This window comes from Conexibacter sp. DBS9H8 (genome assembly GCF_023330685.1).
In the GTDB taxonomy this organism is placed as follows: Bacteria; Actinomycetota; Thermoleophilia; order Solirubrobacterales; family Solirubrobacteraceae; genus Palsa-465.
Window position 1 is genome coordinate 3,289,928 of sequence record NZ_CP097128.1, and the last position, 22,200, is coordinate 3,312,127.

Genomic DNA, 22,200 nt, shown 5'->3' on the forward strand with positions numbered 1-22,200 from the left:
GACCGTCGCGGACGCGACGGAGGAGCGGGACGGTCAGGGTCGGGGGTCCTAAAGCTTCTTGACTTGGTCGAAGCCGACCTCCACCGGGGTCTCCCGGCCGAAGATCGACACGAGCACCTTGAGGCGCTGCCCGTCCTCATTGACCTCGGAGATCTCTCCGGAGAAGTCCGACAGCGGACCGGAGACGACCTTGACCGACTCACCGATGGAGAACTGGGCGCGCGGGCGCCGGGAGACGCTTCCGTCGCCGGAGGCGGCGGCCGGCTCACCGCGGTGCAGGAGCCGGTCGACCTCGGACTGGGTGAGCGGCACCGGCTCCTGGGCCGCCCCGACGAAGCCGGTCACACCCGGCGTGCCCTTGACGAGCTGCCAGGAGTCCTCGTTGAGGTCCATGTTGACGAGCACGTAGCCGGGCATCGTGCGGCGCTCGACGGAGATCTTCTGGTTGTCCTTCATCTCCGAGACGGTCTCGGTCGGGACGACGATCTGGCGGACAGCGCGCTGCTGGTTGAGCGAGACGACCCGGTGCTCCAGGTTGCTCTTGACCTTGTTTTCGTGTCCGGAATATGTGTTGACGACGTACCAGCGGAACATGACTTACCCGTGTCCGTAGAGGATCAAGTTGACGATTTTCTGGGCGGCGAAGCTCGCCACGCCGAGGAAGGCTCCCGCCACGATGACAAACCCAAGGACCACTCCGGTGGCCTGGAACACCTGCTGGCGGTCCGGCCACTGTACTCGCTGGAGCTCCCGCCAGCTGCCCTTGAGGAAGCCGACGAGCTGACCGGGCAGGCTGACCCGCTCCTCGCGGCGGGCGGGCGCGTCGGTCCGGGTGGCGGAGGCGGTGGTCGCGAGCGCCCCGGCAGGCGCACCGAACGCGGGGGCGGCATCCCGAGCCGCTTCCTGCTGCTCAAAGGCGACGAGCTCCTCAGGGCTCGGGGTTTCCTCCGCGGACGGACGCCCAAAGGCGAGCTGCGCCTCCGAGATCAGCTCGTCACCGGACTCCAGCGGTCCGGGAACGTGGCCGGTGCCGTCAGGGCGGGCCTTGTCCGGGCCGGACCCGGAGGCCTTTCCGGCCCCGGCGTTCCGGGCACGTCTGCGGTTGCGCTGGGCCACGACCGACCGGACGGGCCTATCGCGTCTCGCGGTGCGGCGTGTGGGCCTTGCACCACCGGCAGTATTTGCGCAGCTGCAGGCGCTCGGGGTTGTTGCGCTTGCTCTTGTTGGTCTGGTAGTTGCGGCGCTTGCACTCCTCGCAGGCGAGGGTCGCAGCGATCCGCACGTCTCCACGGGCCATTCGTCAGTCCTTTTGAAGTTCGCGGGGCCGGAGGTGAGGACGTGCTTACGCACGCCCGCGGCGCTTGGTAGAGGATAGCGTGATCGGGTCGGTGCCCTGCCGGTCACGCGTCGGCGGGAGGAAGCGGCACCGCGCCCCTCACGCCTCGATCAGGCGAATCGGCGCCCCGGACAGATACGCGGCGATGTCCTCGACGACCTGCTCGTACATCTCGCGCAGTGTCGCCTCGGTCGCGTAACCGAGGTGGGGCGTGAGGACGGTGTTCGGGGCAGTGAGGATCGGGTCGTCGGCGCCCAGGGGCTCCTGGTCATAGACGTCGAGGCCCGCCCCGGCGATCTCCCCGGCCTCCAGCGCCGCCACGAGGGCGTCGGTGTCGACGATCCCGGCCCGGGAGGTGTTGATCAGCACGGCGCTCGGGCGCATCCGCGCGAGCTCAGGCGCCCCGATGAGGTGACGGGTGCGCTGGGAGAGGACGAGGTGGATCGAGAGGACGTCGGCGCGGGAATAGAGCTCATCCGCGCTGACCGGGGTGGCGCCGAGGCGGTGCGCTCGCGCGGGATCGAGGTGGGCCGACCAGGCGATCACCTCCATCCCGAAGGCCCGGGCCGGGGCGACCATCTCCGCCCCGAGCCGGCCGAGGCCGAGCAGGCCGAGGGTCCTGCCGCCCAGTCCGCCGGCGAGGGCGGTCTGCCAGTGGCCCGCGCGGAGAGCCCGGTCCTCCGAGGTCACGTGCTTGGTGAGCGCGAGGATGAGCGCCCAGGCGAGCTCGACGGTCGAGGAGACCCCTCCCCCGGCTTCGGATCCGGGCCCCTCCCCGGGTCCGGCGCCGGGCCCCCCGGGACCGGTTCTCCCAGGTCCGGCCACCCCGGTCCCCGACACCGGGATGCCGCGGCGCTGCAGGTGGGCGACGTCGAGGGAGGCGTTGCGCATCCCCGTGCTGACGACGAGGGTAAGGCGCGGCAACTGCGCGAGCGTGTCGGCCGAAAGCGCGGTCCGCTCCCGCATCAGCACGATCACCTCATAGGGCGCGAGTGTCGCCGCCAGCGACTCGGCGGGGATCGGGTCGCCGAAGAAGTCGACGGTGGCGGCGAGCCGATCCCAGTCGGCCATCGCGCGGGCGAGTCCCTGGTAGTCGTCGAGCACGGCGATCCGCACGGACTCAACCTACCGGTTGCCGTTTCCCCGGGCGGTCGACCTCCACCGGTCCCGGAGCGAGATTCGGGCCGGCGCTGGTCGGCGGCGCGGCGGCACGATACGGTGGCGCGGTGCTCCGGCTGATCGGGATCGTGATGTCGATCGGGTTGGCGGACTCCGTCAACCCGTCCACGCTCGCGCCCGCGCTCTATCTCGCTGCGGGGGAACACGCGAAGGTCCGGGTGCTCGAGTTCACGCTCGGCGTGTTTGGCGCCTCGCTGCTCGGCGGCCTCATCGTCGCCCTCGGGCCGGGAGAGCTGTTGATCCACCTCGTCCCCCACCCCCGCCCGATCCTCGGCTACTGGCTGGAGCTTCTCGCCGGGGCTGTCCTGCTCGTCGGCGGCATGCTCCTGTGGCGCTATCGCAAAGTCCTCTCCGCGCGGGAGCTGCCGACACTCAGCACCACCCGCCGGCGCTCGACCGTGCTGTTCGGGGCGGGGATCATGTTCGTCGAGATGCCCACCGCGTTCCCGTACTTCGCGGCGATCGCCACGGTCGTCGGCTCGGCCCGTTCGGTCACGCACGCGGTCCTGCTGCTCGTTCTCTACAACGTCTGCTTCATCCTGCCGCTGATCGCCATCGTGCTCGTTCTGTGGCTCTCCCCCCACCACGCCCGGGCGGTGCTCAACCGGGCGCGGGAGATCGTGCAACGTAACTGGGCGCCGATCTTCGCGCTCGTCCTGACCCTCGCCGGACTGTTCGTGATCATCCTCGGCGCCACCGGCGTCGCCTCCCACGCCCACAACGGGTTCGGCCACTTCGCGCGGAAACTCCACCACCTCATAACATGACCGACCATGGGTAAAGTCACCGCACGCGCAAGCACCACCGTCCACGCCGACCCGGACACGGTCATCGGACTGCTGCGCGACTACGGGGCCCGCCCGCGCATCCTCACCGACAACTACAGCGCCTTCCGGGTCGAGCCGGGGGACGTGCTCAGCTTCCATTTCGCCGCGGGAGGCCGGGAGCGCGACTACCGCCTCGTCTCTGAGCTGACGGGCCACCGCCTCACCGAGAAGGATGAGCTCTCCTCCTTCACGAACGTGTGGGAGGTGACCCCGGCCGCCGGCGGGTCGACGGTCACCCTCACCGGCTCCTGGGACGGGGCCGGCGGGATCCCCGGCATCTTCGAGGGACTGTTCGCGCCGCTCGGACTCAAGCGCATCTACGCGGAGGTGCTGACCAAGCTCTCCGCCGCCCTTCCCGGCTGAGCGCTCCCGCGCGGCCCCCGGCAGAAGGCCGCGGGCAGCCTGTGCCACCCCACACAACACCGGGCCGACGGGTTGGCCGCGCTGACGGGCGACAGACCCCGCGCCGGCGCCTATCGTGGTGAGATGACCGACACGGCCGCGGCCCCCCGGCTGCTGGAGAACTACGTCGCCGGCGCGTGGCGTCCGGCCGCCCACGCCTCCGGCACCCTCGACGTGATCAACCCGGCGACCGGCGCTCCGCTCGCCCGCGTGCCCCTGTCGGGTTCTGAGGATCTCAACGCGGCGGTCAGCGCCGCCACCGCCGCCCTTCCCAGCTGGCGCGCCGTCTCGACCATCGCCCGGGCCCAGACGCTGTTCGCCCTCCGCGCCCGACTCGACGCCCGCCGGGAGGACCTCGCCCGCAGCGTCAGCACTGAGATGGGCAAGACGATCGCGGACGCACGCGCGGAGGTCGCGCGGATGATCGAGATGGTGGAGGCGGCGACCGCGATCCCGACGACGATGCAGGGATACGTGCTCGAGGACGTCAGCCGGGGGATCGACGCGATGACGATCCGTCAGCCGGTCGGCGTGTGTGCGGCGATCGTCCCGTTCAACTTCCCGGCGATGGTGCCCTTCTGGTTCCTGCCCTTCGCGATCGCGTGTGGCAACACGTTCGTCCTCAAACCGTCCGAGCAGGTTCCGCTCACCCAGCAGATCGCCTTCGAGGAGCTGCACGCCCTCAACCTGCCCCCCGGGGTGGTCAACCTCGTCAACGGGGGCCGGGAGGTCGTCGAGTCGATGCTCGAGCATCCCGACATTCACGCGATCTCCTTTGTCGGCTCGGCGCCCGTGGCCCGGATCGTCTACGAGCGTGCCGCCCGGGCGGGCAAGCGTGTGCAGGCCCTCGGCGGCGCCAAGAACCACATGGTCGTGATGCCGGACGCGGTGATCGACAAGACCGTCGAGGGGATCATCGGATCGGCCTTCGGGGCCGCCGGACAGCGGTGCATGGCCGGCTCGGTCCTCGTCACCGTCGGCGCCGCCCACGAGCGGCTGCTTCCGGCGCTCGTCCGTGCCACGGAGGGGCTGTCAGTCGGGAACGGGCTCGAGGAGGCGACGGACGTCGGGCCGGTCATCTCCTGCGCGGCGCGCGACCGAATCGAGGGGTATCTCGAACGGGCGCTCGCTGAGGGCGCGCGCCTCCCCGTCGACGGCCGCTCACTGCCCGGGCCAGCCTCCGGACTGTCGCCTGAGGGCGCCTTCATCGGGCCGACGATCGTCGAGGCCGTCACCCCGGAGATGGAGATCGCCCGGGAGGAGGTGTTCGGCCCGGTGCTCGCCGTCATCCACGTCGCGTCCCTGGATGAGGCGATCGCGATCGTCAACGCGAGCCGGTTCGGCAACGGCACGTCGATCTTCACCGAGTCCGGCGCGAGCGTGCGCCGTTATCAGCACGAGGTTGAAGCCGGCATGATCGGCGTCAACATCGGTGTCGCCGCCCCGGTCGCGTTCTTCCCGTTCTCCGGATGGAAGGACAGCTTCCTCGGGGACCTCCACGCCCACGGGCGTGACGGGGTCGAGTTCTACACGCGCAAGAAGACGATCACGAGCCGCTATTACAGTGACGGGCAGGGGTCCGAGGCCTACTTCATCGAATCCTGAGTGCGAGGGGGCCCGCCGGGCAGCGCTCACCCCGCCGCCCGGGCGAGGCAGAGCTGGGTCGAGTAGACGAGCTCGAGGCTGCCGCCGGCCTCGTCAATGACCGTCGCGACCGCCCCGAACAGCTCGATCCGCTGGGACTCGGGGAGGAGGACGTGGTCGGAGTGGGTGCCGAGCAGGGCGATGTACTGCGCGGTGCTGTAGGTCTGTGACCACTCGTAGGTGCGGTCCTCGGCGGCGCTGAGGCCGGGCGCGGCGGCGATCCGCTCCCGCCACTGCTCGGCGAACTCAAGCCGCGCCTGGCGGGGCGTCATCAGCCCGACCGGCGCCCAGCCGATCGCCGCGTAGGCGTCATCGAGGCGGGCGCGCAGCGCGCAGTGGCTCCAGTCGATGCGGTTCCAGAAGCAGGCGAGCGCACCGCCGGGAACGAGGATCCGGGCGGCGATCCGCTCGGCGGTGATCGGCTCGACCCAGTGCCAGGCCTGACCACTGAACAGCAGCCGGTAGTGATCGGAGGGGAGGTCGGCATCCTCGAACTTCGTCGTCAGGAAGCGTACGGCCGGCCCCGACAGGTTCTCACGGGCGACCGCCGCCATCTCCGAACTCGGTTCGATCGCGTCGATGCTGAGTCCGGCGGCGGCAAACAGCGCGGTCGCCTTGCCGGTGCCGGCACCGACCTCCACCGCGCACCCTCCGGGCCGGACGTGCGCATAGTCGAGGATCTCGGCGACCATCGCCGCCGGGTAGGAGGGGCGGACGCGATCGTAGGCTTCGGCGACCGAGCCGAAGCTCGTGCGGCGGGCTTCATCGATTTCGGACACCGCCCTCACCGTACAACGTGGGCCCCCAGGCCGGGCGGTCAGTCGCCAAAGGTGAAGGGGGGACCGGCACACCGCGCCGATCCCCCCTTCGGTTGTGCGGTGCGGAGCAGCCCCAGCCGTCCACACCGCGGGTGAGGGAGAGCCGTCAGACGTTGGCCGTCACCGGGGCGGAATCGGAAACCACCGGGTTTCCGAGATCCCGCCAGGTTCCCACTCCACCGCTGACGACGTGAATGACCTCACTGGCGCCGAACCGCTCGAGCAGGCTCGCGGCGGTGCCGGCGCGGTTCCCGGAAGCACAAACGACGGCGATCGGGCGTGACGCGTCGAGACTGTCCGGGAACTCGGTGATGTCATGCCAGGGAATCCCGACCGAGTTGGGGATGTGGAAGTCCGCGAACTCGTTCGTCTCGCGGATGTCGAGGATCTGAAGATCCTCCTCAGCGGTCGCGGCGACGCGGGCGGGGAACTCGGCGGCGGGGATGCGCTCGGTCCGGCGGGCCGGACGGCCCTCCTGGCGCCAGCTCGTCATCCCACCGTGCAGGTAGCCGGCGAAGTTGCGCAGGCCGATCGCGAGGGCGAGCTTGCCCGCCCGGCGACCGTCCTCGTCATCGCGGCCGACGAACACGATCGGGCGCTCCCGGTCGGCGACCCAGGCGAGCTTGGAGCCGAAGCCGGCCTTCATCATCGGGATCGAGACGGACCCTTCGATGTGGGCGTCGTCGTACTGGAGGTCGGTGCGAACATCCACGAGCAGGGCGCCGTGGCGGCGGTGCTCCTCGACCTGGCGCGGGGAGAGCGGCATCAACTCGACGCCCTCGGTGACGAGGGGACCGTGGTTGATGTCGACGATCGCGTGGAAGTTCGGCGGCTGGGCGCCGAGCTTGGCGATCGCGAGGGAGACGAACTCCTCCGGATCCTCGATCGACAGCGCCGGGTTGTGCTCCTTCTCAAACCCGATCGTCGAGCTGACCTTCATGTCCATGCCGGGGCCACCGCACATCGAGCCGCCGAGGTGGGCGGGCCAGACCTCCACCTTGTCCGGCAGGGTGAGGATCTTGTTGTGCAGGGAGTCGAAGATCCCCTGCGCCCCCTCTGATTTCTCGATCGCCAGATCGGTCCGTGCCGTATCCCCGACAAACAGCGTGTCGCCGCTCAGCAGCGCCCACGGCTCCTCCCCGCGACGGGTGTCGGCGAGCAGGAAGCAGCAGTGCTCGGGCCGGTGCCCGGGCGTGTGCATGACGGTGAGCTTGAGGGTCCCGAGCATGAACTCGTCGCCGTCCTCGAAGGCCTCGTGGGGGTAGTCGGCCCCGTTGAGCTTGTGGACGTGAATCGTCGCTCCGGTCGCGGCCGCGAGCCGGCCGTGGCCGGAGACGTGGTCAGCGTGGTTGTGGGTCTCGAAGACGTGGTCGATCGACACCCCCATGTAGCGGGCGAGGTCGAGATACTCGTCGATCTCAAAGCGCGGGTCGACGACGGCGGCCACCCCCGCTTTCTCATCACCGATCAGGTACGAGGCACAGCCGAGGTCGTCATGGATGATTTGGCGAAAGATCATGCGCGTCCTTTCAACATGCCGTTCCAGTACAGCGCCGGGAGCCCGTGCCGCTTGAGCTGATACATGGACCAGCGCTCCTTGTTCTGATTGAAGGGAAAGGTCTCCTTGGGCTTGAGGTCGTAGTCGAACTCGGCGAGGATGAGCTTGCCGTAGCCGGTGACCAGCGGGCAGGAGGTGTAGCCGTCGTAGCGCTTGAAGGAGGCGGTCGGCTCGCCCCGCATCGTCTTCATCAGGTTCTCGGCGACGACGGGAGCCTGCTTGCGGATCGCCGCGCCCGTCTTGGACGTCGGCAGACTCGAGCAGTCACCGAGGGAGAAGATGTTCGGGAACTCGGGGTGCTGGAGGGTGAACTTGTCGGCGCTGACCCAGCCGCCCGCATCGGAGATCGGGCTGCCCTTGAGCACGTCGGGGGCGCATTGGGGCGGGGTGATGTGGATCATGTCGAAGTGGATCTCGATCGGATCCTCCTCACCGGTGCTGTGGAAGATCGCCGTCTGAGAGTCGGGCTGGATCTCCGCGAGCTGGTACTTGAAGTGCGTCTGGATCCCCTTGCGCTGGACGATGCCGGCGAGCGTCTCCGCGTACTCCTTCACCGAGAAGATGCTCGGCGCACCGCAGAAGAAGCTGACCGTCGCCTTCTCCCGCACCCCGCTGCGGCGGAAGTGGTCGTCGGCGAGGTACATGATCTTCTGCGGGGCACCCGCGCACTTGATCGGCGGGACCGGCATGGTGAAGACCGCGTTGCCGCCCTTGAAGGCCTGCAGCGTCTTCCAGGTCTGCTCGCACCCCTCGTAGAGGTAGTTGGAGCAGATCCCGTGCTGGCCGATCAGGTCCGGGCTCATCCCCTTGATCGCCGTCCAGTTGAGCTTGATGCCCATCGCGACGACGAGGTAGTCGTAGGTCACCTTCGAGCCGTCGTCGAGGACGACCGTGTTCTCGCTCGGGATGAACTCCTTGGCGGCGTTACGGACGAGCGTCGCCTTGGACGGGAGCACGTCAGCCTCACGCCGGCGGGTCGTCTCCTTGTTGGTCACACCACCGCCGACGAGCGTCCACAGCGGCTGGTAGTAGTGGACGTCGGACGGTTCGATGACCGCGACGTCAGGCTCCTTCAGCGCGCGGCAGAGCCGAGCGGCGACGGTCGCACCGGCGCTACCGCCGCCGACGATGACGACCTGATGGTGGCGTGTCCTGGCCGCTGGGGCGGCCGAGAGCGGTGACTGCGCATCTTTGATGCTCACGATGTTCTCCCTCGTGTCTGGTGACGCCGCTTCCCTCGAGCGGCATCCTCAACCGAAGGAGTAACACAAAGCTATTGGGATAGCAAGATGCTTTTGCCCAAGTACGGGCGAGTTCTTCAGTTCGACGGCGGATCCACCGCCCCGGCCCCGCCGGTCCCGACGCCCGCATCCGCAGGGTCCGCGGCGGCGGCGGGCCGCTCCCCGTTGCCCACCGCGACGGGCATCCCGACCATGCTGCCCCACTCCGTCCATGAGCCGTCGTAGTTGCGCGCTCTCAAGCCGAGCAGCTCGGAGAGGACGAACCAGGTGTGGGCGCTGCGCTCACCGATCCGGCAGTACGTGATCGCCGGGCGATTCAGGTCGACCCCGTGCTCACGCAGACGCTCACGCAGGCGCGCCTCCGGAAGCACCCGGCCGTCCTGGTCGACCGCGACATCCCAGGGGACGTTGATCGCCGTCGGGATGTGCCCGGGTCGCTGGGCGCCCTCCTGGGGGTAGCCGGGCTCGGTGAGCACCTCCCCGCGATACTCGGCGGCGGTGCGGACGTCCAGCAGCTGCACGGCGCCGCCGATCGCCGCCTGGACGTCGGCGAGCATCGCCCGCACACCGGTCCCGGCCCGCGGGAGCACCGTCTCGCGCCCGGCCGGGACCTCCGGCTCATCCACCGACAGCGGCCGCCCTTCCGCCAGCCAGGCCTGGCGACCGCCGTCGAGCAGGCGCAGATCCGCGATCCCGTAGTGGCGCAGCAGCCAGAAGCCGAAGCACGCATACCAGTTGCTCTTGTCCCCGTAGAGGACGACCGTGCTCGCGGCGGTGATCCCAACCCGGGCACACAGCCCGGCCATCGCGTCGGCGTCGGGAAGGTCGCGGGTGACGGGGTCCTGCAGCTCGGTGCGCCAGTCGAGGCAGTGAGCCCCGGGGATGTGCCCGACCCGGTAGATGAGCGGACGCTCGTCGATCTCGAGGATGACGAGGTCAGGATCGCCGAGGCGGGCCTGCAGCCAGTCGCCGTCGATCAGGGGGCCGCCGACGCTCACGGGGCGAGCCGCTGGAGGTAGAGGTCGACGAGCTGCTCACCGTAGGGGGTGAGCAGGATCCGCTCATGGTCACGGCGCAACGGCGCCCGGCCGCCGGTGAAGAACCCGCCGAGCCCACGGCGGTCATAGCCGTGGCGCTCCCCGACGGCGGCGAAGCCGTCCGGGTCGAGGCCGTGGCGTCCGCCGCGGTCATAGACGTCGACGAGTACCTGCAGATACCGGTCGGGCCGCTCCCGGCCGGTACCTCCCGCCCCCCGCTGGGTCGCCTCCAACAGCCCGAGGTCGCGCTCGATCCGGGCGACGCTCGCGCGGACCTTGGCGAGCTCCGCCCGCACCGAGGCGAGCGTCTGGGCCGGGTCGGCCTGGAGCGTGTCGGCGGGGTTGGGGGCCATCAGCTCATCCTACGCACGCCCTCTGACCCCGCACGCCAGCAGCGGCGGGGCTCGCCTCAGACCGAGCTGCCGCTCACCGGCGCCTGGAGGAAGTCCGCGGGGAGGGTCTCATCGAGGGCGTGCAGGGTGGCGAGGGCCGCGGCGCTCGCGGACGCGCTCGCCTCCGGGTTGAGGCGCAGACGGGCCGAGTAGATCGAGGCCGACCCGAACCGCCGGGCGACGATCGTCGCCTCCGCGACGGCGATCAGGGTCGGCACCATCAGCGCGTCGAAGTGGCGGGTCAGCTCGAGCACGAGCACCGCCCCCGACAGCGGGCCCTGCATGCACGCGGCGAGGAACGCCCCGCCGCCGATGAGGGCGAAGCTGCCCGGCAGCGCCCCGCCCCAGATGTGGGACCAGAGGATCCCCGTCGCGCTCGTGAACAGCACGCCGACCGAGAAGGTCGGGGTGAACAGCCCGCCCGGCGAGCCTGAGGTGATGCAGGCGGCGGTGACGAGCGGCTTGAGCAGAAACAGCACCGCGAGCAGGCCGAGGGAGAGCTTGCCGACGACGGCGAGCTGAACGATGTCCTTGCCGTTGCCCAGCAGCGTCGGGTACTGGACCGACAGCAGCGCGAGGGCGAGGAAGACGAACGGCGGGGCGACCCAGCGCAGCCGGCCCCGGGGGCGCCGGGCGGCCGCCCCGGAGATGAGCCGGACCCAGACGACGGCGACGATCCCGATCACCGGCCCCATCAGCACCGCCCACAGCAGCAGGGTCGGATGGAAGGCATATGTCGGGACCGCGTAGCTGGGGTGGGTGCCGAGGGTGATCCAGGCGACCGCGGTCGCGGTGACCGAGGTGATCAGCGCGGGCAGGACGAGTGGCAGAGCGAGGGTTCCGAGCATCACCTCCATCGCCAGCAGCGTCCCGCCGAGGGGGACGTTGTAGACGGCGGCAAAGCCCGCCCCCGCACCGCTGGCGACGAGCAGGCGCCGCTGCCAGGTCGGCAGGTCCGCCCAGGTCGCGAGCTTGCTCGCAGTCGCCGCGCCGACGAGCTGGGGGGCGGCCTCACGGCCGAGGGAGACGCCGAGCCCGACGGTGACGATCGACAGCACGCCACGGGCGACGCTGCCCCGCCAGGCCATGTGACCGCCCTGGAGCCAGAGCGCATCAGACACCTCGGTGCCACCCGAGGTCGGCAGCCGCTTGAGCACCCGCAGGCCGACGATCACGATCACCGCCGCGATCATCAGCGCGGCGATGTGCCCGAGCGCCGGCGTGCGCGCGACCGCGCCGAGGAACCCGGAACCGCCGCTGCCGTAGGCGAGCCTCTCCACGAGGTTGAGCAGGCCGATCATCACCGACGCGCCGACCCCGCAGACGACGCCGAGCAGGACCGTCAGCACCCAGAAGCGGCCGCTGTAGGCGGCGATGATCCCCTGGCCGCTGAGGTTCGGCTGATGGGAGTACCAGCGCACATCCCGCGCGAGCGTCGCCTCCCCCTCCGCCTCCTCGTCAGGCTCGGCGCTCGCGCCCTGCCGGTCCGGTTCCATACCGCTGGCAGTGAAGCAGCTGGTGGCGGTTCAGCCGGCCCGTGAGCCGGCTGAACCGGCGAGCGCGCCCATCTCACCACCTCCGGCCTCCGCCGGCGGCGTGGACGCGCGGGCGCCGGTCCCCGCGATCCCCCCGCGGGGCGGGCGCCAGTGGAGGATCCACTCGCGGTCGTGGCTCTGGTTGATCCTCGCCGTGCCCTTGGCGCAGTTGCGCCTCCGCGAGCCGGAGTTATGCGGGTTGCCCTCGAGCGTCTTGATCTCGACGGTCTCCTTCTCGACGTAGGCGGTGAGGCCGCACGCCGACTCGCAGTTGACGCAGACGGTCGGGCCGAGCATGTCCGCCCGCTTGACCTTCTTCGGCCACGCGGCCGGGTCGTACTCGGTCCAGGAGTCCCACTGCTCGACCGACGGGACGTCCGCGAGCGGGGCGACGACGGGGGCCGAATCGGGCATCGAACTGCCGGCGCTCCCGTACCCCGACGGGCGCCGAACTCCGGCGCGAGTGATTCCCCTCTGTGCGTGCCGTCTCTGTCTGCCTCCGGGTGAGATCTCGGTCGTCGCCCGCGCGGGTCGAAGTCGACGATCCCGTCCTCGCGCATCGTCGCGCGAGAGAGCGACCCTCCCGCCGTCACCGTTGAGCGGCCGTATGCGACGAGCGCCCGCGATCACGCGCACGGAATCCCGTGCAGTCGTGGCACAGGGCGCGGGTGGTCGTCCCGGGGACGGGGCGCGGGTGGTCGTCCCGGGAGGGCCGGCCATCCAGCGACCCAAATCGTGCATTCATGGCCCCAGCGGGGCACCGGTGCACGATTGCGTGCGCCCAGCGACCCAAATCGTGCACGAGTGTTCCCGACGGGAAGACATTTCACGGTTTGGGCCGTGAGAGACGCCCGCTCCGCCGGGCGCGCTCCATCACACGGCTGTTCGCGCTCCGTCCCGCCCCTTCCGTCCGACCTCCCATCCGCGCCGTCTGCCCTGTCCACCCCGCCCGCCCGAACGCCCTCCCGACCGACCGCCGATACGCCCCCACGTGAAGGGCGGAGGGTCGGAGGTGGCCTGCCGGCCACCCACACCCCGCGCGGGCCGCGGCGAGCCGGGCTCAGCCCCAGCCGCGCACGTCGGCGTAGTCGGGCGCGATCACGGTGAGGATCTCGAGCATCGCCGCGGCGCTCGGGGCCACCCCCGCCCCCCCCGCCGTCGCGGCGACGACGCTGCGGGAGGGCCGTGTGGGGGCGAGCGAACGGACGCTCACCCCATGGTGGACCCGGGTGAGGGCGAGGTGGGGGATGAGGGCGACCCCGACCCCGGCGGCGACGAGCCCCTGGATCGTCTCGTAATCGTCGGACTCGAAGGTGACCCGGGGCTCGAAGCCGGCTGTCCGGCACAGCCGGACGACGTGACGGGCGCACGGACTCGGCTCGGCCGTCTGGACCCAGTCCTCATCACGAAGATCCCAGAGGGTGACCTCAGCGGCGCCGGCGAGCGGATGCTCGGACGGGAGCGTGACGTGCATGACGTCCTCGAGGAGGGGGGTGACCTCGAGCCCACCCCCGTGGGCGAGCGCCCCGGCGACGGGATCGTCGGCGCCGGGGAAGGCGAACAGCAGCGCGAGGTCGACCTCACCGGCCCGCAGGCGCGGAACGACGGTCTCAGGCTCCCCTTCGACGAGGAACAGCTGGACCTCCGGGTGGCGGCGCCGGAACGCGGCGATCGCCTCGGGCATCAGCGTCGACCCGGCGGAGGGGAAGACGGCGATGCGCAGGCGCCCGCCGCGGAGACCGAGCATCGCGTGGAGGTCGGCCTCGGCGGCCTCAACCTGGGCGAAGATCGCCTCGGCGTGGGCGAGCAGGGTCTCCCCGGCGGGGGTCGCCCGGGCCCCGCGGCGGTCGCGCACGACGAGCGCGGTGCCGAGCTCGGCCTCGAGCCGGGCGACCGCCTGGGAGACGGCCGACTGGGTGTATTGGAGGGCGTCGGCGGCGCCGCTGAAGGACCCGCGGCGGACGACCTCCTGCAGGACACGGAGCCGGGTGAGACTGATCATCGGTCCTTCCCCGACTTGACATAAGTAATTCTAATCATCAGGATGATCAGGTTCACTTGCTGTGATTCTACGCGGGTGGGATGGTTCCGTCATCAGCTTTCGTCCCGTCCCTCCCCTCTGAGAATCCGGAGCCAACCATGTCCCTCACCACGATCGTTTCCTATGACGGCACCGCCGGCGACAAGGACGCCCTCGGGCTCGCCCGCGTCTTCGCTGACCTCGGCGCCCGCACCGTCCTCGCCTACGTCAGCCACCACGATGGCGACCGCGCGGCCGCGGAGACGATGCTGGCGGCCGGCGCCGAGACGATCGATCACGCCGAGACGCGGATCGTCGTCAACCCCTCCACCAGTGACGGGCTGCGCCGGCTCGCCGCCGCCGAGGGCGCCTCACTGATCATCTTCGGCTCCGCCTACCGGACCCCGGCGGGCCGCGTCGGCTTCCAGCAGAGCGCCCAGCAGCTGCTCGACGGGGGACCGACCGCGGTCGCGATCGCCCCGGCCGGCTACACCCCGCGTCCGCTCAGGAACATCGGCCTCACCGCCGAGCTGAACGATCACGCCGCGATCGACACGGCTCACGCGATCGCCAGCGCGCACGGGGCGACGGTGACCGACAAGGTGCACGGGGTCGACCTGCTCATCTTCGGCTCCCGCGCCCAGGCCGGTGAGGGCCGTGTCCTTCTACCCGCCCGTAGCGAGATCACGATTGAGGAGGAGGCGGGAGCCCCCGTCCTCGTCGTCGCCTCCGGCGTCGCCCTCGACTTCCGCTCACCCCTCTACGTCGCCTGACCCTCTCTACCTCGCCTGAGCGTGGCGGGGGCGTCGCCTCGGACGGCGCCCCCGCCACGCCAATGCCCCGGCGAACGTGAAGGTTCATCTCAGCTCGTTCGGCCTCGACCCGGCGAACGTGAAGGTTTGCCTCAACTCGGTAGCGGTCCGGTTAGGTCGGCCCGATCGGGTTCGGAGAGCGGCGGTGTGCGGGTAAGAATGGAGAAGCCGGGCTGTCAGCCACTGAGATCCCGGCGCGAATCCTCACCGCAGGGAAAGGACCCCATGCCCGCCACCAAGACCATCGCCACCGTCCTCACCGCCGGCTCGCTCACCGCCGGCGGCGCCCTCCTCGCCTTCGGCGGCGCCGCCGCCCAGGCCAAGCCCCATCCCCACAAGCATCACCACCCCGGTGCGATGGGGATGAAGCACAACAAGCAGTGGATGAAGGACGGACGCCACCACCCCGGCGGTCCGTGGATGATGTACCGCCACAACCTCATCCTCAACTCGACGCTCGCCCCGTCGACCCCCACCGACCCGACCCTCCACGGGGTCGCCCCGGGCACGAACCCGTGGGTGCTGAGCAACGGACACGTCGTCGTCACGACGACGCACCTCCACCTCCGCGTCCACGGACTGCTCATCCCGGGAACGGGCACCGGCGCGGTGAAGACCGTCGACGCGTCCCTGTACTGCGGCGCCGACTCAAGCAGCACCCCGGTCGCGACGACCGCCCAGGTGCCGCTGTCGAGCACCGGGAATGCGACGATCACCGACACGCAGTTGACCCTGCCGAGCGGCGGCTGCCTCGCCCCGATCGTGCTCGTGCACCCGAACGGCAACGCGGCGGCCTACATCGCCGTCGACGGCCAGGGCTGACGCGCCCCCGCCGCGTCGGCTCGCTCCTCCGGCCCCCGTGGGCCGGAGGAGCGCCACCGGGGACCGCGATTCCCCGCCCCGGTCGCCTAATGTGACGCCGCGTGCCGGGCACGCTCATCTTCTCCGACGCCCACATCGGCTCGCGGACGGCCCCAAGCCTGCTGGAGCGGCCGGCCGCGGTCGAGGCGCTCTGTCGCGCCCTCGGCGAGGTGGACCGCCTCGTGATCCTCGGGGACCTGCTCGAGCTGCGCGAACGGCGGCCCGCCGCTGAGGTGCTCGCCGTCGCCACCCCGGCACTCGGGGCCCTGGCGGGGGCCGTCGGTGAGATCGTCCTCGTCCCCGGCAACCACGACCGCCCGCTGATCACCCCGTGGATCCGCGCGCGGGGGGACGCACTCGAGCTCGAGGAGGAGGTGCCGGCGGCGGCGACTCCGCTGCTCGGCGCCGTCGTCGACGCGCTCGGCGCGGGTGGGGCGCGCGTGAGCGTTCGTTATCCGGGAGTGCGCCTCAGCCCGCGGGCGTGGGCAACCCACGGCCACTACCTCGACGTCGTGCTCGCCCCCGAGGGTCCCCACGGCCTGCGTCCCCGGCCTGCCCCCGACCGTCCCGCCGCCTACGAGCGGACGCGTGAGCGTGGCGGGGTCGACTCGCCGCTGCACCGGATCCAGGCCCGGGTCCTCTCCCCCGGCCTCGCTCCGCTCACCACGCGCGTGCTCGAACTGCAACTGCGCCGGCGCGGCGTGCCGGCGCTCGCGCGGGCCCTCGAGGCGCTCGGCGTATCGGCCGAGCACGTCATCTTCGGCCACCTGCACCGCCTCGGCCCGACGGCGCCGGACGCGCCCCGGCACTGGCAGCGCCAGCTCGCCCCCGGAACGCTGCCGACCCGGTTTCTCAACACGGGATCCTGGGTGCTCGACGAGCTGCTCGTCGGGCGCGGCGGACGCCGACATGCCTACTGGCCGGGCGGGGTCGTGCGGATCGGTGACGACGGGATCCCCCGCGCGGACCGTCTCTTCTGAAGGCGCCAGCCGGGTCCGTGCCGCCCGGCGCACCGATGGCTGCGCCCGGGTCCGCTAGCGTTCGCCCGACATGCCCAAGTTCTGGCTCTACACACAGGCGCTGATCGTGGTGTTCGTGCTCGCCGGGATCGTGATCGCGGCGATCCGGCTCGCCTGAGGTCCGGCGGTGGCGTCCTTCAGCGCAATCCTCGTCGGCACGGACGGCTCCGAGACCGCGTCGGCGGCGGTCGGCCATGCGGTCACTCTCGCCCACGAACTCGGCGCCCGCCTGGTGATCGTCTCCGCCTTTGAGCCGGTCGCCCGCGAGCGACTGCGAGCCGAGGCGCTCGAGGCCCCCACTGACGTGCAGTGGATGATCGGCGCCCGCGAGGACGTCCTCGCGCTGCTCGAGTCCGCCGCCGAGCGTGCCACGGCCGCCGGAGTGACGGAGGTGGCGACCTTCGCCCGTCAGGGGGATGCGGCGGACGCGATCATCGACGTCGCTGAGGAGCAGGGCTGTGACCTGATCGTCGTCGGCAACCGGGGGATGGCCGGCGCTCGCCGGTTCCTGCTCGGATCGGTGCCCAACAAGGTCTCCCACCACGCACCCTGCTCGGTCCTGATCGTTCGCACGAGCTGACGGGCAGGGGGCCCGGCGGGCTCGGAGTGCGGGCGTCGGGCCCGGAGGGCGGGCGGCGGGCTCCGTTCGCCTCAGCGCCGGCGGGTCACCGCATCGGCGAGCGGGCTCGTCGCCGCCCCGGCGTTGAGGATTCCGTAGCCGTAGAGGTCGTTGCGGTGGTCGACGGGGCCGGGGAGCGGCTGGGTGGCGGTCTGTTCGAGCCGAGTGAGGATCGCCGCCGGCGACGGGTGGGGACCGAGGACGCCGGAGGCGATCACCATCGCCGCGGCCGCCGAGACCTCGGGCGCGGCCATCGATGTGCCGTAGGAGCGGTCGGTGACCGAGAACCGGTCGGGATTGTTCGGGGTCGTGAACCCCATCTGGGCGATCCCGGGCAGGTTGCGGTTGTCGTGGCAGAAGGGCTCTGCCAGCGGCGCGTCATCTCCGCCGCCGGGGGCGAGCAGGTCCAGGTGGGGGCCGTAGTTGGAGTAGGAGGCGAGACAGCCGTCGCGGGTGCTCGCCCCGACGGAGATGACGAACGGGTCGGCGGCGGGGTAGGCGAGCCGGTCGGCCCCGTCGTTGCCTGCGGCGGCAACGACGACGACCCCGCGGGCATGGGCGTAGGCGAGCGCGGAGATGAGCGTCGGGATCTGGGCGGCCGCCAGCCCCGGATAGAAGGAGAGGCTGAGATTGATCACCTGGGCGCCGTGGGCGACCGCGTAGCGGATCCCCTCGGCGACGGTGTCGGGGTAGCCCCAGCCCTCGGCGTTGAGCACCCGCACCGGCATGATCGTCGCCCCGTAGGCGAGCCCGGTCACCCCGATCCGGTTGTTCGTCGCCTCAGCGATCGTCCCGGTGACGAACGTCCCATGCCCCTCGCGATCGAGCGCGAAGGGGTCGGTGCAGCGGCCGTGCCGGATCGTCCCGTCGACGAGGTCGCACGGGTCGATGAAGTGGGTGCCCGTGAAGTCGGGGGACTTGCGGAAATCCCCCCAGTTGCGGTAGGCGACCCCGGTGTCGAGGACGGCGATCCGCACCCCGACGGCGCCCGGGCGACCGGCGCGGATGAGGTTCGCCCACGCCTGGGGGGCATGAACGCCGTCGGCGGTGTCGGCGAAGTTCCACTGCAGGGCCTGCCAGCCGCCCGCCACCGACGAGGTGCCCGGGTCGTTGGGGATCCAGGTGGGCCCCCCGCCAACCGTCGCAGAGGCACGGGCGGTCCCGGCTGCCGCCCCGGCACCGAGGACGAGGGCGCCGGCTGCCACCATCACCGCCGTGGCCACCCATTTCTTCCCGCGCGACGAGTACTTCATGGCGTTGGCCCTCCGTGAGGCCGAGCGCGCGGAGGCGCACGGGGACGTCCCGGTCGGGGCGCTCGTCGTCTGTGACGGAGAGGTCATCGCTGCCGGCCATAACGAGCGGGAGCTGCGAAAGGATCCGACCGCCCACGCAGAGATCCTCGCTCTGCGGGAGGCCGCCGCCCGTCTGGGCAGCTGGCGGATTCTCGACTCGGTGATGTATGTGACATTAGAGCCCTGTGCGATGTGCGCGGGCGCCATCGTCCTGTCACGGATACCCCGTGTCGTGTACGGCGCAAACGATCCCAAGGCGGGGGCGGCCGGGTCGGTGATCGACGTGCTCGACCTGCCGGCCCTCAACCACCGTCCGGCGGTCGCCGGGGGCCTCCTCGCGGATGAGTCGGCCGCGCTGCTGCGGGCGTTCTTCGCCAGCCGGCGGGGGCGCTGAGCGGCGCCGCGCGCGATGCCCGTCGGGGACCCCGGCCGCGCGCGATGCCCGTCGGGGACCCCGGCCGCGCGCGATGCCCGTCGGGGACCCCGGCCGCCGCGCCCTCCACACGCCGGGGCGAGCGCGGCGCCTCAGTCCCGGGGCAGGAGGCGGACCGGCATCCCCTCCCGCGGGCTCAACGTCGGCGCCTGGCGGATTCCCAGCCGGTAGCCGGCCGCCAGCTCGGGCCGGTAGCGCGCGAGGAGGCGCAGGAGGATCACCTTGATCTCCAGCTCGCCGAACCGCTTGCCGACGCAGATCCGCGGCCCTGCGCCGAAGGGCGCATAGGCACCGACCGGCAGCGCGGCGACCGCACCGCTGAGGAACCGGTCGGGGAGAAACGCCTCCGGGTCGGGGAAGAGCTCGGGCAGGCGGTGGGTGACCCAGGAGCTGTACTGGACCATCGCCCCGGCCGGCACGGTGTGGCCGGCGAAGTCGAAGCTGGTTCGCACGCGCCGGGGCCCCCACCAGGCCGCCGGATAGAGGCGCAGAGTCTCCGCGAGGACCGCCTCGAGGTGGGGAAGACCGTCAAAGAGGGCCTCCGGTCCACAGGGCGCCCCGTCGATCTCGGCGAGGAGATGCTCGAGCTCGCGGGGGTGACGGGCGAGCTCGTAGAGCAGGAAGCTGACGGTGGAGGTCGTCGTGTCGTGGCCGGCAAACAGGAGGGTGAGGACCTGGTCGCAGATCTCGGTGTCACTGAGGCGATCGGCGCCCGCCTCACCGGCGGCGATCAGGCGCGAGAGCACGTCCTCCCCGGCCGCCCCCTCGCGCCGGCGCCGAGCGATCTCCTCGTCGATCAGGGCCACGAGACGGCGGCGCTGGGCGACCATCCGCGCCCACGGGGACCCCGGGCCGCGCAGCATCTGGGTCCACTGCTGGTGGTAGAAGAACCCGAGTCCGGCCTCGAAGCTGTCGCCGAGCCGCTCGCGCCGGGCCGCGTCGGCGGGGAGCCCGAACAGTCCGCGCAGCGCGATCCCGAGTGCGAGCCGGCGGGTCCAGGCGTAGATGTCGACGGTGCCTGGGGTGGGCCCGAGCGCCGCCAGCGCCGCGTCCACCTCCTGCACCATCAGCGTGATCTGCCCCTCGAGCGCCCGGCGGCTGAAGACCGGCTGGATCAGGCGCCGGGCCCGGTCGTGGGCCTCTCCGTCGGTCGTCAACAGACCGTCCCCGATCAGCGGGATCATCTCCCCCATCAGGCCGTCGCGCCAGCTCACGTGGTCGCGGCCGCTGACGGTGAGGAAGTGGTTGGCCTCGGCGCCGATCATCCAGACGGTCGGCAGCGTCAGGAGACGGAGTGAGAAGACCGGCCCGTAACGACGGTGGCAGTGCAGCAGCAGTCCGAGCGGATCCTCGAGCATCCGCCGCCCCCGACGGAGGCTGAAGGACAACTCCCCCGGGGGCAGGGGCGCCGACAGCGCGCGCTCGGTTCGAGCCTCGGCGCGCAGCCGGGCCACGGTGGTCGCGGGAACGTGGACGGGAAGGGTCTCGGGCATCGACGGGTCCGGCTCGGAGAGGAACTCCCCGCCGACCATACCACCGAGTATGGTCGGCGGACGCGGGCGCCGCCTCTGTCACCATTCCAACGATGCCGACCGCCTCCGCACCCGCACCCACCGAGGTCCCACGCAGCCGCCTGTCGGTCGCCGACTGGGTGGAGGCCGGCCTGGAGCTGCTCGGCGAGGCGGGGCTCGACGCGCTCAAGATCGACACCGTCGCCGACCGCCTCGGGGTGACGAAGGGAAGCTTCTACTGGCACTTCAAGAGCCTCGCGGTGTTCCGGGAGGCGCTCGTGGACGGCTTCATCGCCCGCCAGCGGGTGGAGCTCGCCGCCTTCGACCCGGCCGCGCCGATGCCCCCCCGGGCGCGCCTGCTCGCGCTGATGCACCACACCTCCGCCCCCGAGACCGCCCGCCTGGAGCGCACCTTCCGCGGCTGGGCCTACGGACACGCGCGGCTTGCCCGCCACGTCTGGGAGGTCGACCACTGGGCCCACGGGGTCGTCAAGGGCGCCTTCATCGAGCTCGGCTTCAGCGCCGATGAGGCGGAGCTGCGAGCCAAATCGCTCTACTACGCCGGCGTCGGGCGGGTCCACACCGGCGTCCTCGGCGAACCCGAGAACGCCGCGATGCGCGTCGCCCTGCTCGACCTGCTCACCCGCCCCTGATCCGACCCGCCGCCGGTCGACCATACGGTAGGGTACGGTCATGACTCCAGCTGCCCTCCCCCTCCACGGCCGCGTCGTCGCCATCACCGGCGCCGGACGCGGCATCGGCGCCGCCACCGCTCGAGCCCTCGCCGGGTGCGGGATGAAGGTCGCCATCGGCGAGCTCGACCTCGCCGCCGCCGAGACGACCGCCGCCGAGATCGGCCACGGGGCGATCGCCCTCCCCCTCGACGTCACCTCCCGGGAGTCCTTCGCCGCGTTCCTCGATGCCGCCGAGGCCCAACTCGGCCCCGTCGACGTGCTCGTCAACAACGCCGGGATCATGCCGCTCAGCCGCGTCGTCTCCGAGAGCGACCGCACAGCGGACCTGCTGCTCGACGTCAACGTGCGCGGGGTGATGCACGGCAGCAAGGAGGCGCTGGCGCGGATGGGTGCCCGCCGCCGGGGCCACATCGTCAACATTGCCTCCACCGCCGGTAAGGGCGGCTTTGTCGGGGGCGCGACCTACTGTGGTACCAAGGCGTTCGTCGTCGTCTTCTCCGAGGCGCTGCTGCTCGAGGCACGGGAGGTCGGCGTCCACGTCTCCTGCGTGATGCCGGGAGTCGTCAACACCGAGCTGTCGGCCGGGCTCGGGGAGGCCCGCGGAGTCAAGAACGCCCAGCCCGAGGATGTCGCGGCGGCGATCGTCGAGGCGCTCCAGCGCCCGCACTTCGACGTCTATGTCCCCAAGTCGATCGGCCCGATTCAGACGGTGATGACCCTGCTGCCCCGCAGCTGGCGGGAGAAGTTCACCCACGCGCTGAAAGCCGACTCGATCCTCGATGAGATCGACGCGAGCAAACGCCGCGCCTATGAGGAGCGCGTCGCGACCAGGTCCAAGTCCGCTGAGGACGCGCCGGTTGCGGCCACGCCCGCCGCCGATGGGGATGCCGACGTGGCCACCGCCGCCCCGCGGGAGACGGTCACCCACTGACAGACGGCGGGCACCGCTCAGTCGAACCCCCCGGGGCG

24 protein-coding genes are annotated in these 22,200 nt (G+C 71.4%); 10 read left to right on the forward strand and 14 right to left on the reverse strand.

The genetic code is table 11. From position 1 onward, the window contains the following. Positions 1–48 precede the first annotated feature (48 nt). The 4 genes from nusG to M3M55_RS15785 form a co-directional block, all read right to left on the reverse strand. Positions 49–594, reverse strand: coding sequence for a transcription termination/antitermination protein NusG (gene nusG / locus M3M55_RS15770; protein WP_249010459.1), 546 nt, complete (start codon positions 592–594; stop codon positions 49–51). Between the two features lie 3 nt (positions 595–597). Beyond that, a complete protein-coding gene (gene secE / locus M3M55_RS15775; protein WP_249010460.1) occupies positions 598–1,116 on the reverse strand; it encodes a preprotein translocase subunit SecE in 519 nt (172 codons plus the stop codon). A gap of 16 nt (positions 1,117–1,132) precedes the next feature. Beyond that, a complete protein-coding gene (gene rpmG / locus M3M55_RS15780; protein WP_256469018.1) occupies positions 1,133–1,297 on the reverse strand; it encodes a 50S ribosomal protein L33 in 165 nt (54 codons plus the stop codon). Positions 1,298–1,435: 138 nt separating this feature from the next. After that, a complete protein-coding gene (locus tag M3M55_RS15785; protein WP_249010461.1) occupies positions 1,436–2,452 on the reverse strand; it encodes a D-2-hydroxyacid dehydrogenase family protein in 1,017 nt (338 codons plus the stop codon). A 110-nt stretch (positions 2,453–2,562) separates the two neighbouring features. Here M3M55_RS15785 and M3M55_RS15790 point away from each other — a divergent pair, with 110 nt between their 5' ends. The 3 genes from M3M55_RS15790 to M3M55_RS15800 all read left to right on the forward strand — a co-directional run bounded on the left by M3M55_RS15790 (position 2,563) and on the right by M3M55_RS15800 (position 5,349). Beyond that, a complete protein-coding gene (locus M3M55_RS15790; RefSeq protein WP_249010462.1) occupies positions 2,563–3,282 on the forward strand; it encodes a GAP family protein in 720 nt (239 codons plus the stop codon). Positions 3,283–3,288: 6 nt separating this feature from the next. Next, the gene (locus M3M55_RS15795) at positions 3,289–3,705 is read left to right on the forward strand and encodes an SRPBCC family protein (protein WP_249010463.1); all 417 of its coding nucleotides are present in this window, start codon (positions 3,289–3,291) and stop codon (positions 3,703–3,705) included. Between the two features lie 123 nt (positions 3,706–3,828). Further along, entirely contained in the window at positions 3,829–5,349 is a 1,521-nt protein-coding gene (locus M3M55_RS15800) for a CoA-acylating methylmalonate-semialdehyde dehydrogenase (RefSeq protein WP_249010464.1), read from the forward strand. 26 nt (positions 5,350–5,375) lie between these two features. On the opposite strand, the gene M3M55_RS15805 is transcribed toward M3M55_RS15800, so the two are convergent. The 8 genes from M3M55_RS15805 to M3M55_RS15840 form a co-directional block, all read right to left on the reverse strand. Next, positions 5,376–6,167, reverse strand: a complete 792-nt coding sequence (locus M3M55_RS15805) for a class I SAM-dependent methyltransferase (RefSeq protein ID WP_249010465.1) — start codon at positions 6,165–6,167, stop codon at positions 5,376–5,378. A 145-nt stretch (positions 6,168–6,312) separates the two neighbouring features. Then, entirely contained in the window at positions 6,313–7,725 is a 1,413-nt protein-coding gene (locus tag M3M55_RS15810) for a rhodanese-like domain-containing protein (RefSeq protein ID WP_249010466.1), read from the reverse strand. Further along, positions 7,722–8,966: an FAD/NAD(P)-binding oxidoreductase gene (locus M3M55_RS15815; RefSeq protein WP_249010467.1), complete on the reverse strand. Its 1,245-nt coding sequence runs from the start codon at positions 8,964–8,966 to the stop codon at positions 7,722–7,724. Before M3M55_RS15815 ends, M3M55_RS15810 begins: the two co-directional genes overlap by 4 nt. A gap of 116 nt (positions 8,967–9,082) precedes the next feature. Continuing rightward, complete coding sequence (locus M3M55_RS15820; RefSeq protein ID WP_249010468.1) at positions 9,083–10,003, reverse strand: sulfurtransferase; 921 nt, start codon at positions 10,001–10,003, stop codon at positions 9,083–9,085. Next, positions 10,000–10,395: a hypothetical protein gene (locus tag M3M55_RS15825; protein ID WP_249010469.1), complete on the reverse strand. Its 396-nt coding sequence runs from the start codon at positions 10,393–10,395 to the stop codon at positions 10,000–10,002. The genes M3M55_RS15820 and M3M55_RS15825 overlap by 4 nt, the downstream gene beginning before the upstream one ends. Positions 10,396–10,451: 56 nt before the next feature. Beyond that, positions 10,452–11,930, reverse strand: coding sequence for a chloride channel protein (locus M3M55_RS15830; RefSeq protein WP_249010470.1), 1,479 nt, complete (start codon positions 11,928–11,930; stop codon positions 10,452–10,454). 30 nt (positions 11,931–11,960) lie between these two features. Then, positions 11,961–12,383, reverse strand: coding sequence for a hypothetical protein (locus M3M55_RS15835; protein WP_249010471.1), 423 nt, complete (start codon positions 12,381–12,383; stop codon positions 11,961–11,963). A gap of 646 nt (positions 12,384–13,029) precedes the next feature. Next, positions 13,030–13,971, reverse strand: coding sequence for a LysR family transcriptional regulator (locus tag M3M55_RS15840; RefSeq protein ID WP_249010472.1), 942 nt, complete (start codon positions 13,969–13,971; stop codon positions 13,030–13,032). 137 nt (positions 13,972–14,108) lie between these two features. Between M3M55_RS15840 and M3M55_RS15845 the strand changes: the two genes are divergently transcribed. The 4 genes from M3M55_RS15845 to M3M55_RS15860 all read left to right on the forward strand — a co-directional run bounded on the left by M3M55_RS15845 (position 14,109) and on the right by M3M55_RS15860 (position 17,261). Beyond that, on the forward strand, positions 14,109–14,762 hold the full coding sequence (locus M3M55_RS15845; protein ID WP_249010473.1) for a hypothetical protein: 654 nt from the start codon (positions 14,109–14,111) through the stop codon (positions 14,760–14,762). 264 nt (positions 14,763–15,026) lie between these two features. Next, positions 15,027–15,623, forward strand: a complete 597-nt coding sequence (locus M3M55_RS15850; RefSeq protein ID WP_249010474.1) for a hypothetical protein — start codon at positions 15,027–15,029, stop codon at positions 15,621–15,623. 101 nt (positions 15,624–15,724) lie between these two features. After that, complete coding sequence (locus M3M55_RS15855) at positions 15,725–16,642, forward strand: hypothetical protein (protein ID WP_249010475.1); 918 nt, start codon at positions 15,725–15,727, stop codon at positions 16,640–16,642. 166 nt (positions 16,643–16,808) lie between these two features. Then, positions 16,809–17,261: a universal stress protein gene (locus M3M55_RS15860; RefSeq protein WP_249010476.1), complete on the forward strand. Its 453-nt coding sequence runs from the start codon at positions 16,809–16,811 to the stop codon at positions 17,259–17,261. A gap of 71 nt (positions 17,262–17,332) precedes the next feature. On the opposite strand, the gene M3M55_RS15865 is transcribed toward M3M55_RS15860, so the two are convergent. Then, the gene (locus M3M55_RS15865) at positions 17,333–18,523 is read right to left on the reverse strand and encodes a S8 family serine peptidase (protein WP_249010477.1); all 1,191 of its coding nucleotides are present in this window, start codon (positions 18,521–18,523) and stop codon (positions 17,333–17,335) included. Between M3M55_RS15865 and tadA the strand changes: the two genes are divergently transcribed. After that, complete coding sequence (gene tadA / locus M3M55_RS15870; RefSeq protein ID WP_249010478.1) at positions 18,516–18,986, forward strand: tRNA adenosine(34) deaminase TadA; 471 nt, start codon at positions 18,516–18,518, stop codon at positions 18,984–18,986. The genes M3M55_RS15865 and tadA overlap by 8 nt on opposite strands. 131 nt (positions 18,987–19,117) lie before the next feature. Here tadA and M3M55_RS15875 read toward each other — a convergent pair whose 3' ends face one another. After that, positions 19,118–20,557 carry a cytochrome P450 gene (locus M3M55_RS15875; protein WP_249010479.1) on the reverse strand — a complete coding sequence of 480 codons (1,440 nt, stop codon included), beginning with the start codon at positions 20,555–20,557 and terminating at the stop codon, positions 19,118–19,120. A 53-nt stretch (positions 20,558–20,610) separates the two neighbouring features. Between M3M55_RS15875 and M3M55_RS15880 the strand changes: the two genes are divergently transcribed. Beyond that, positions 20,611–21,189, forward strand: a complete 579-nt coding sequence (locus M3M55_RS15880; RefSeq protein WP_249010480.1) for a TetR/AcrR family transcriptional regulator — start codon at positions 20,611–20,613, stop codon at positions 21,187–21,189. A 40-nt stretch (positions 21,190–21,229) separates the two neighbouring features. Then, on the forward strand, positions 21,230–22,162 hold the full coding sequence (locus tag M3M55_RS15885; protein WP_249010481.1) for an SDR family oxidoreductase: 933 nt from the start codon (positions 21,230–21,232) through the stop codon (positions 22,160–22,162). Positions 22,163–22,200 lie beyond the last annotated feature (38 nt).